The sequence below is a fragment of the Kocuria cellulosilytica genome (assembly GCF_040981245.1).
GTDB classification, from domain to species: Bacteria; Actinomycetota; Actinomycetes; order Actinomycetales; family Micrococcaceae; genus Kocuria; species Kocuria cellulosilytica.
Genome location: NZ_JAVFWZ010000003.1, coordinates 514,293 through 523,513, shown reverse-complemented (window position 1 = coordinate 523,513; position 9,221 = coordinate 514,293). Strand labels below are relative to the sequence as shown.

At 69.4% G+C, this 9,221-nt stretch carries 12 protein-coding genes; 9 read left to right on the top strand and 3 right to left on the bottom strand.

What is annotated here, in order from left to right; translation table 11 throughout:
• Positions 1 to 426, top strand: a 426-nt coding sequence (locus RCG67_RS07565; protein ID WP_368825553.1) for a hypothetical protein, incomplete at its 5' end; no start/stop codon positions are given.
• A gap of 127 nt (positions 427 to 553) precedes the next feature.
• On the opposite strand, the gene RCG67_RS07560 is transcribed toward RCG67_RS07565, so the two are convergent.
• Positions 554 to 979, bottom strand: coding sequence for a hypothetical protein (locus tag RCG67_RS07560; RefSeq protein ID WP_368825552.1), 426 nt, complete (start codon positions 977 to 979; stop codon positions 554 to 556).
• A 302-nt stretch (positions 980 to 1,281) separates the two neighbouring features.
• Between RCG67_RS07560 and RCG67_RS07555 the strand changes: the two genes are divergently transcribed.
• Positions 1,282 to 2,226, top strand: coding sequence for a metallophosphoesterase (locus RCG67_RS07555; RefSeq protein WP_368825551.1), 945 nt, complete (start codon positions 1,282 to 1,284; stop codon positions 2,224 to 2,226).
• Positions 2,227 to 2,253: 27 nt separating this feature from the next.
• Here the strand turns inward: RCG67_RS07555 and RCG67_RS07550 are convergent, their stop codons facing one another.
• A complete protein-coding gene (locus RCG67_RS07550) occupies positions 2,254 to 2,763 on the bottom strand; it encodes a hypothetical protein (protein ID WP_368825550.1) in 510 nt (169 codons plus the stop codon).
• Positions 2,764 to 2,903: 140 nt separating this feature from the next.
• Positions 2,904 to 3,311, bottom strand: coding sequence for a four-helix bundle copper-binding protein (locus tag RCG67_RS07545; protein WP_368825549.1), 408 nt, complete (start codon positions 3,309 to 3,311; stop codon positions 2,904 to 2,906).
• A gap of 483 nt (positions 3,312 to 3,794) precedes the next feature.
• Between RCG67_RS07545 and RCG67_RS07540 the strand changes: the two genes are divergently transcribed.
• From RCG67_RS07540 to RCG67_RS07510, 7 genes are all read left to right on the top strand, one after another.
• Positions 3,795 to 4,217: a PepSY domain-containing protein gene (locus tag RCG67_RS07540; RefSeq protein WP_368825547.1), complete on the top strand. Its 423-nt coding sequence runs from the start codon at positions 3,795 to 3,797 to the stop codon at positions 4,215 to 4,217.
• Positions 4,218 to 4,435: 218 nt separating this feature from the next.
• A complete protein-coding gene (locus tag RCG67_RS07535; RefSeq protein WP_368825546.1) occupies positions 4,436 to 4,768 on the top strand; it encodes a hypothetical protein in 333 nt (110 codons plus the stop codon).
• Between the two features lie 617 nt (positions 4,769 to 5,385).
• Positions 5,386 to 5,919 carry a hypothetical protein gene (locus RCG67_RS07530; RefSeq protein ID WP_368825545.1) on the top strand — a complete coding sequence of 178 codons (534 nt, stop codon included), beginning with the start codon at positions 5,386 to 5,388 and terminating at the stop codon, positions 5,917 to 5,919.
• Positions 5,920 to 6,063: 144 nt separating this feature from the next.
• Positions 6,064 to 7,362, top strand: a complete 1,299-nt coding sequence (locus RCG67_RS07525; protein WP_368825544.1) for an AI-2E family transporter — start codon at positions 6,064 to 6,066, stop codon at positions 7,360 to 7,362.
• Positions 7,363 to 7,659: 297 nt separating this feature from the next.
• Positions 7,660 to 7,902: a hypothetical protein gene (locus tag RCG67_RS07520; RefSeq protein WP_368825542.1), complete on the top strand. Its 243-nt coding sequence runs from the start codon at positions 7,660 to 7,662 to the stop codon at positions 7,900 to 7,902.
• 52 nt (positions 7,903 to 7,954) lie between these two features.
• Positions 7,955 to 8,281 carry a hypothetical protein gene (locus RCG67_RS07515; RefSeq protein WP_368825541.1) on the top strand — a complete coding sequence of 109 codons (327 nt, stop codon included), beginning with the start codon at positions 7,955 to 7,957 and terminating at the stop codon, positions 8,279 to 8,281.
• Positions 8,282 to 8,559: 278 nt separating this feature from the next.
• A complete protein-coding gene (locus tag RCG67_RS07510) occupies positions 8,560 to 9,189 on the top strand; it encodes a DUF305 domain-containing protein (RefSeq protein ID WP_368825540.1) in 630 nt (209 codons plus the stop codon).
• Positions 9,190 to 9,221 lie beyond the last annotated feature (32 nt).

The window sequence follows — 9,221 nt, the reverse complement described above, 5'->3', positions numbered from 1 at the left end:
ATGTCGACCAGCTCGAAGAAGAGGATGTTTGCTCTGCCGGCCGCGGCCGCCTTCGCCTCGGCCCTGATGGTGGGCTGTGCTGAGGAGACCCCGGTCCAGGAGGCGCAGGAGGGGGACGCCTCGGCGACGGCGGCGATCCTCAACGAGACGGTCACGATGCAGAACGAGGTCACCGAGATCGTGGGCCCGAACCTGTTCACCGTCGGTGAGGACGACACCCCGGTGGTGGGGGTGGACGCGTCCGCCCAGGACATCCAGGACGGGGACATGGTCCAGGTCACCGGCACCGTCCGCCAGATCGTGGAGACCGACATCGAGAGCGGCTGGGGAGTCGACTTCGACGACGACGAGACGTCCTACCTCATCGAGCGCGAGCTCGACCTCGGCGTGGTCGCCGACGACGCCCAGGTCATCGAGCAGGACTAGACGTCACCCGAACGACCGGGGAGCCCCTCTCACCGCTGAGGCGGTGAGAGGGGCTCCCTTCGCTCATGTTCCCGTCGCCCTCCAGCCGCAGGGCAACTGGAGGGCGACGGCCCAGAGACCGGGGTGCCTATTCGACGACGGTGACGGTGGCCTCGGTGAGGTAGAGCTCGGACTCCCGATTGACCAGGTAGTTGGCGTTTCCCTCATCGGTGAGCTGGTACAGCCGCTCCCGGTCCCCGGGATCGCTGAACAGATCACCGGCGGCCACGGTGCCGGTGGCCTCGACCTCGTCACCGGGGCGCAGATCGGCCGGCATGTCCGTCACGAAGACGACGGTCTGTTCATCTCCCATGGTCAGGAACTCGTCCCCGTAGATGCCCTCCACGTCATTGCTGAGGATGATCTCTTCCCCGACGATTTCCTCGTTGGAGACCCCGGACTGGTCCAGCTGGGTCAGCCTCGTCTCGTCCTGGCACCCGGTCAGCAACAGCGCCCCGGTCAGGCCGGCCGCGGCCAGGATCGGTGCGCGGTGGGTCAAGGTGCGGTGGGTCATCAGCGTGCTCCTCGGTGCTCCGGTGACGGGGTGTGCAAGGGTGGCCTGTCGTCGACCTGTGTCGTCCTACCCTAGTCATCAGAGCTGCTCAGCGGGTGGGAGCGATGGGGTGCCCAGCGACGCAGCGAAGACCGCTTGGGTGCGCGTCGCACCACCATTGAGGCCTGCCCTGATCCGGGGGTTGGAGCCCGTCACAGGATCCGGACCGGGGTCGCTAGGGTGGAGGGCCGGTGCACCGGGCCCGCAGGCGCCACCGGGGGAACCCGTACCGGGATACCGCACCCGCCCACGAGAGGACTGGAATGAACTCTTCAGCTGCCCGGCACGACGGTTCCGAGCCGGGGCGCCGAGCTCGCCGGCGTGGTCGTGTCCGGTCCTGGCTCACGGGCGTCGTGGCGGGGTTGGTCGCCCTGGGCCTGCTCGTGACCGGCTACGGAGTGGCGATCGAACCGCGGCTGATCCTGAACGAGGAACGCATCCAGGCCCGCATCCCCGGACTGGGCCCGGACTGGGAGGGGGCCCAGGTGCTGGTGTTCTCCGATCTGCAGGTGGGGATGTGGTGGGACAACACCTCGATGATCGAGCGCGTGGTGGAGCAGGCCGTGGCCGCCGATCCGGCGGCCGTGCTGCTGCCCGGGGACTTCCTCTACCAGAGCGAGACCAGCATCCAGGAACGAATCCAGCACGTGACCGAGTTGCTGGAACCCCTGACCGCAGCCGAGATCCCGGTGTACGCGGTGATGGGCAACCACGACTACGCCGTCGGAGCCGTCGAGGAGCTCACCACCGCCTTCGAGGAGCGCGGGATCGAGGTCCTGGCCGACGAGGCCGTCCTGGTGCCCGCCCCCGGCGGCGGCCCCGGACCGGGACTGTTCCTGGTCGGGGTGGGGCCCTCCTCGGTCGGGGCAGCTGACCCTCAGGAAGCCCTTGAGGACCTACCGGAGGCCGCACCCCGGCTGGTGATGATGCACAACCCGACCACGTTCCCGGAGCTGCCCGCCGGCACCGCCCCGATGGCGGTGGCCGGGCACACCCACTGCGGCCAGATCGCCCTGCCCCTGCTGTCCCGGTGGTCCTACCTGGGACTGACCGAGGAGGAGGAGCTCGTGGCCGACGGCTTCGCCCCGGACGGCTACGGGGCCGAGGGCAACGAGATGTTCGTGACCTGCGGGATCGGGTTCAGTCTGCTGCCGGTGCGGATCAACGCCCCGCCCCAGCTGCTGAGCATCGAGCTGCACCGGGGCTGAGGCGGCCCGGTCACCGCCCGTACCGGACTACTCGGTGCCGAGGCCGGCCTGGTCCAGGTAGGGGTGGCCGATGTGGCGGTCGTAGAAGCCGGCGTCGTTGTCCACGTCGTCCTGGTCGACCCGGGCCTGGAAGTTCGTCTGGAGGGTGCCGGTGACGTCCACGATCGCGCCCTCCTCGGCGTCGGGGAAGGCGTACTGGGCGCTGACCAGCAGCGGATCCAGGTCCGGGTTCTCGGGGTCGGTGAGGACCATCGCGGAGCGGGAGGGGACCAGGTCGGCCACCTCGCCGGTGAGGGTCACCTGCTGACCGGCGTAGGAGGACACGTCCGCACGGAACTCCTCGTCGTAGGGCCCGCTGTAGGCGACGGTGGTCTGCTCGCCAGGGGTCTGCTCGGGCTGGGCCGGGGTGGTCTCGGTCTCCGGGGCGGGTTCTGGGGTGCTGCTGGTGCCGCAGCCGGTGCTCACCGCGGCGGTGGTGGCCAGGACCAGGGCGCCGGCCAGCTTCCGCACGCGATGACGGTGGTGGGTGGTGTTCATGGTGGTCCTTTTCGTTGTCGAAGCGGTGCACTGGGTGCTGGCCGAGGGGCTGCCCTTTCCGGGTGGTCTGCTGCTGGGCCGGCGGGTGCGGACCGAACCATGGGCCGGTTCCCCCGGGGCAGTGGTAGTTGGGCCTCTGGTCAGCCCAGCGCGGTGATCAGGTCCATGCAGGCGACCTCGCACCGGCGGCAGGCCTCGGCGCAGATGCGGCAGTGGTCGTGCCGGTCCGCGTGGGCTTCGCACTCCTCGGCGCAGGCCTTGGCCACCATCCAGCAGGCCCGCAGCGCGGCCAGGTTGATGTTGACGTCGTAGCCGGTGTGCCGGGAGAGCACGTTGCCGGTGGCCGCGCACAGATCCGCACAGTCCAGGTTGGTGCGCACGCACTGGGTCAGCTCCCCGACCGTGTCCTCGGACAGGCACGCGTCGGCACACGCTGTGCAGGTCTGGGCACACTCGAAGCAGGCGGCGATGCAGGCGGCCAGCTTCACCTCGTCCACCGTCCCGAGGTCCTTCGGGTAGGACTTGAGCATCGATGGCACGTGCATCATGGTCTCGCTCCTTCGTCCGGACACAGTGGGTGTGGGTGCAATACCCGGGTCTGAGCCGGTGAACCCGGTGCCCCTCAAGGATTCGACCGTAGCCGGTTGCGCCAGGGTGGGGGAACCGCTGTGGATCGGATTCCGGAGACTGACAGGCACTGCCCAGCAGCCTGGCGTATGGGAGGCCGAGGTTGCGGGCGACCGCGCCGCACGATGCAGGACGATGTCTTGAAATGCCCGCTGACATGGGCAAGCATGGGAAAGATGAAGCTTACTGATTATCGACGTCCCGTCCTGACCGTCCTGGCCGTGTCTGCTCTGGCCCTGACCGGATGCGGCGAAGAGGACACCACGGCCGAGGTCGTGGGCCCTGTCGCCACCGCCACCGGAACCAGTACGCCCGAGGGGGGCATGTCCCCCACTTCGACGGCGACCCCCACGGCCACCGATGCCGCTACGGCCACCGGTTCCGCGTCAGCCGACGCTGATCCGGTGGCTGGTGCTGCCGGTGCGGCCACCGCCATCGCCACCGCCGAAGGCGCGGTGGAGAACGGTAGGGCCGTGCAGCTGGACCGCGAGGCCGAGGGCGAGAGCTGGATCGTGGGCGTGGCCTCCGGGCAGACCCGCCACGAGGTCACCGTCTCGGCCGACGGCGAGGAAGTCCTCGAGCAGGGCGAGGAGGTCGCCCTGACCGACGACAAGATCGCCGAACTGGACCGGGCCACCGTCACCCTCACCGAAGCCGTGGAGACCGCCTTCGGCGAGGTCGATGGAACCCTGGCCCGCGCCGGGGACCTCGGAGAGATCAACGGCCTGCTGACCTGGGTGGTGCAGATCAACGAGACCGGCACCGGCGAGGTCCTCGACGTCGGGATCAACGCTGAGGACGGATCGGTCACCGGCGTCGGCAGCTGAGCCAGGCAGGCCAACTGGCCCCCGGTCACGACGCTGACTGGGCCCCGGTAACCGTCCGGGGGTGTGCGGACACGAGAACCGCGACGACGTCGCGGAGCCAGGCAACGAATTGATCGAAGGAGCACATGATGCGGACCCGAGGACAGAAACTGGCAACGTGGCCGGCGGCCGCCGCCGTCGCCTCCGTGCTGATGATGGGATGCGCCGAAGAGACTCCGGTGCAGGAAGCCCAGGACGAAGGCACCGAGACCGCCGCGGCCATGCTCAACGAAACGGTGACCTTCGAGAACGAGGTCACCGAGGTCCACGGCCCCAACCTCTTCACCGTCGGGGATGAGGACACCCCCGTGGTGGGCTTCGACGCCGCCGCCGCCGGCCTCGAGGACGGGGACCGGGTGGAGGTCACCGGCACCGTGCGCCAGATCCTGCTCACCGACGTGGAGGCCTGGGGCGGGTTCGACTTCGACCAGGACGAGAACAACTACCTCGTCGAACGCGAGCTCGACCTCGGTGTGGTCGCCGACGACGTCCAAGCTGTACCCGAGGAATGACCCGCCCGAGACCTGCCCCGAAAGCGGCCCGGGATCAACGAGAACCTGTTCCGCACCGATCACGCGGTCGAGCCCCACTCCGATAGGACTCGACGCGTCGGCTGGGGCGGCCGCGTCGTCGGGCTGCGCCCCCCCAGGACGCCCATCCCGCCAGCCTGGACCCACCGTGCCTACTTCGAGGCCGTGCACCCGCAGGTGTACCAGCGAACGTGGCAGATCATGGGCACGGTCACCGGCACGGACCTGGAGCGGACGAGTGCGCGGTTCGTGCGCCACACCCGCGGGCCGGGACGCGGACCGAGGTGCGTGGGCTCCTTCGGTCACGACGATCTCGGCTGCTGTGCGGCCGCCGGTGACATCGTCGTCTTCACCGGTCGAAGTGACCCGGGAGAACTGCTTAAGTGCGATCAGATTCAGGCCAGAACAGTGGCTTTCACGGGCTCAACTGCCCCTGATAAGGCATAACGATTTCCTCACGGTGCGGTCGGAAGACGCGGGGAAGGGTGGGGTGTTCCTTGCATCGGGATGGACAGCTTGCTCAGGGTCGATGGGCATCAGGCCGGGGCGCTGATCGACCAGCCCCTCGGCGAGAACGATCGCAACTCAGGAGGCACATCATGAGGACACGAGATCGACGCAGCACACGGGCGATGGCCGCCGGCATCGTCGCTGTGGCCGGCCTCGGACTGGCCGGGTGCAACACCGAGGGCCCCGAGGAGGGCACGGACGTCGAGGACATCTCCGAGGGCGAGGTCCTGGAATCGTCCCCGGCGCCGCAGGACGGTGAAACCGGAGCGGGCGCGGGCTACGTCGGCCCTTACGACCAGGCCTTCTACGACGAGAGCGAAACCTACGCCGGCCAGGAGGTCACCGTCTCCGCGGAGGTGACCGAGACGCTGTCGACCGACACGTTCGTGATCGCCGGTGCCGCCGGGACCGCGGTGGATCCGCTGCTGATCGTCGAGGAGCAGGAGATCCCTCCGCTCGACGACGGGCAGGTGGTGGAGGTGACCGGCACGGTCGCCCAGGACTTCGACATCGCCGCCACCGAGGAGGAGCTCGGCATCGACCTGGAGGACGAGCTCTACGCCGACTACGTGGGCGAGCCGTACATCATGGCCACCACCGGGGAGATCCTCGAGGAGGAGTGAGTTCCGGCATGCCCGGAGGGTGTCACGGCGGGGGCGACCTTGTGCCGGATGCACGTCCGGTGGAGGGTCACCCCCGACATTCTCCCGTCCTGGAAGATGAGCACCCCTCGGCGTGCTGACCGGTGATCGTGGGAGGATCCCACCATGGCCTCGACAGCCCACGGCGTACCGCGCCTCACCGATCCGGGACCCGATCGTGAGCCGGCCTCGGCCCACGGCAGTGCCGCGGCAGGGGTGCCTGTGGCGGTGCGGGTGGCTGCGGCCTGGTCCTGGCGGCTGCTGGTCGTGGCCTCGGCCGTGGGGGTGCTGGGCTACCTGCTCTCCACGGTCACGGTGGTGGTCGTCCCGGTGCTGCTGGCGGGCCTGCTGGCCGGTCTGCTCTTTCCCCTGACGAAGTGGGCGCGCAGCCACCGGGTGCCGGCCGGGGCGGCCGCCGGGGCCACCGTGCTGGGGCTGGTCGGCGTCGTCGTGGGGCTGCTCGTGCTGGCCGGGCAGCAGATCGTGGTCGGCTTCGCCGAGCTCTCCGGCAGCGTGGTGGTCGGTGCCGGGGAACTGCTGGACCGGCTGCAGGACACGCCGTTGAACTTCGGCACCGCGGACCTGGAGGACTGGGTCACCGACTTCGGGGCCACCGTCCAGGACAACAGCCAGGCCCTGCTCGACGGGGCGCTGTCCTTCGGGGCCACGGCCGGGCACCTGCTCACCGGCATCCTCATCCTGCTCTTCACCCTGCTGTTCTTCCTGGCCGACGGGGAGAGGATCTGGCTCTTCGTCGTCGGGCTCTTCCCGGTGGAGGCCCGCCGGGCGGTCAACGGCGCGGGCCGGCACGGCTGGGAGGCCCTGGTCCAGTACGCCCGCGCCCAGGGGCTGGTGGCCGCCATCGACGCGGTGGGCATCGGCACCGGGGCTGCCCTGCTCGGGGTGCCGCTGGCCCTGCCGATCGGCATCCTCGTGTTCCTGGGCTCCTTCATCCCCATCGTGGGGGCGGTGGCCACCGGGGCGGTCGCGGTGCTGGTCGCGCTGGTGGCCAACGGCACGACGAACGCGCTGCTGATGCTGGGCGTGGTGATCCTCGTCCAGCAGCTGGAGGGCAACGTGCTGCAGCCGCTGATCCTGGGCAAGGCCGTGTCCCTGCACCCGCTGGCCGTGTTCCTGGCCGTGGCCACCGGGTCGATCCTCTACGGCATCGCCGGGGCGCTGTTCGCGGTGCCGGTCATGGCGTTCGCCAACACGGTGGTGCGCTACCTCATCGACGGCACCTGGCGCACCGACGAGCAGATCGCCTCCCAGCCCTACTACTACCCCTGGGAAATCCGCCGCCACGCCCGGAGCGGGGCTACCCGGGATCAGGTCCTGGCACAGCTGGAGCGCTTCCACCGGGGCCGGACACTGGACCGTCGACGCACCCGCGCTCACAGTGAGGGCCGGAACGCCGAGCGATAGCGCATGGGCATGGTGCAGGAGGCTCGCCGGGCGCCCGAGCCACGACCGGCCACCCCGGGTCCGTCGGACCAACGGTGTGTGAGACACGGCAGTGCACGGTCCCGTCGCAGCCGGCGTCAGTCTTTGAGACGTCCACGGATGTTCTCGCGCCGCAGGGGCACAAGGGCCGGCCGGGACACCGGAGCAGCCCGATGAGCAGTCATGGCTGGGCTGACCTGATCCTGTTGTCAGCCCTGGGGGAGGGTGTCTGTGCTTCAGTCGTCGCCGCGTGTGCCGGTGCGAGTCCTAGGCCGGAGGATGCGTCACCTGGTGCGGTGGCCGTGGGGGCGGCAGCTCGCGCGCGGGTGGGTGCAGGCGGCCGTGGCCGGCCCCGGCGCGCTCTTCTGTGCCTGCCGCAATCGCTTCGCCACCGGCCCGGTGACCGACGACGCCCCGGTGGTCGTGAGCCTGACCTCCTACGGGGACCGGATCCGCACCGTGCACTGGGTCGTGGAGGCCATCGGGCGGGGGTCCGTGCGCCCGCAACGGCTGATCCTGTGACTGGACAGACGCCCAGACCGTCGCCGACCCACCCGAACCACTGGCGGCACTGGTGGACCGGGGCCTGGAGATCCGGCTCACCCGGGACCGGGGCCCGCACCAGAAGTACTACCCCTACGTCTGCTCGGTCGAGCACCACCGGGTGCCGCTGGTGATCGCCGCCGACGACGTGCTCTACGGCAAGACCTGGCTCGCCGACCTGCTCGGGGTCCACCGGTCCCACCCGGAGGAAGCGGGGACCGGCTTCACGGGGTGCGCCCCGACGGCCGATGGTGTGTGGCTGCACGCGCTCACCGTGCACGATGGGGTGGGCATCCGCCGGTCTCCGGCGGGCGGACCACCTACCGGCCCGTGCCCGGGGCGCGGCTGCGGGGCCTGAAATTCCGCAATGTCCTGGGCGGGGGGCAACGGTGTGCAGATCGCAGAGACCTACACCGCAGAGGACATTGCTCGCATCAGACAGGGCCTGCCTGGACCATGACAGGCCAGGCGCACCCCGATTGTCGGTTCACTGTGTGCGGGAACGTGGATCTTCGCTGAATCTTCATAGCTTCCAGCCCAGCAGGAGTGATTAGCAGTCTACTGTCGGTTGTAATTCATGGTCGGCAGCCACCCGTTGTTGCGCCCGGCCGAGCATCAACAGAACGGAGGGGACCCGTGCCCAGCACCAGCAACGACCAGAACCACGAGCACCAGAAGGATCAGAACCAGCACGGTGGCGATCAGCAGGGCGAGCACCAGTCCCACGGGGGCCTGAAGATGTACTGGCGCTTCGCGGCGATGATCCTCACGGCCATGGTGGTGATGTACGCCGCCATGTTCATCGGCTCCTGGGAGTGGAGCCACGTGCGCTGGAGCGAGAACCGGCTGTTCATGACCCTGACCATGGGCGGGACCATGGGCCTGGTCATGCTCGCCTGGATGCTGAACATGTACAAGAACACCAAGGCCAACGTGGCCGTGGTCGCGGTCAGCCTCCTGCTGCTGGGCGGCGGGGCGTTCCTGGACCGCAGCCAGACCACGGTGCAGGACACCGCGTACATGAGCTCGATGATCCCGCACCACTCGTTGGCCATCACCCGGTCCGAACGCGCGGAACTAGCGGATGTGCGGGTGTGCGAACTGGCGGTGGAGATCAGCGAGGCCCAGCGGCGGGAGATCGATGAGATGGACTGGCTGATCGAGGACATCGAGCGCAACGGCGTGGCCGCCACCGCACAGGAGGCCCAGGACCGGCCGGTTCCCGACTACCAGGTCTCCGCTCGACGCCAGTGCCCAGGAGAATGATCGGGGTCAGCGTTCCCGCAGTGCGTCTGTCC

Excerpts from the sequence above, each read along its gene's own strand:
- RCG67_RS07555 (WP_368825551.1), top strand. The coding sequence starts at position 1,282 with ATGAACTCTTCAGCTGCCCGGCACGACGGTTCCGAGCCGGGGCGCCGA.
- RCG67_RS07545 (WP_368825549.1), bottom strand. The coding sequence starts at position 3,311 with ATGATGCACGTGCCATCGATGCTCAAGTCCTACCCGAAGGACCTCGGG.
- RCG67_RS07530 (WP_368825545.1), top strand. The coding sequence starts at position 5,386 with ATGAGGACACGAGATCGACGCAGCACACGGGCGATGGCCGCCGGCATC.
- RCG67_RS07520 (WP_368825542.1), top strand. The coding sequence starts at position 7,660 with ATGCGTCACCTGGTGCGGTGGCCGTGGGGGCGGCAGCTCGCGCGCGGG.
- RCG67_RS07525 (WP_368825544.1), top strand. The coding sequence starts at position 6,064 with ATGGCCTCGACAGCCCACGGCGTACCGCGCCTCACCGATCCGGGACCC.
- RCG67_RS07560 (WP_368825552.1), bottom strand. The coding sequence starts at position 979 with ATGACCCACCGCACCTTGACCCACCGCGCACCGATCCTGGCCGCGGCC.
- RCG67_RS07550 (WP_368825550.1), bottom strand. The coding sequence starts at position 2,763 with ATGAACACCACCCACCACCGTCATCGCGTGCGGAAGCTGGCCGGCGCC.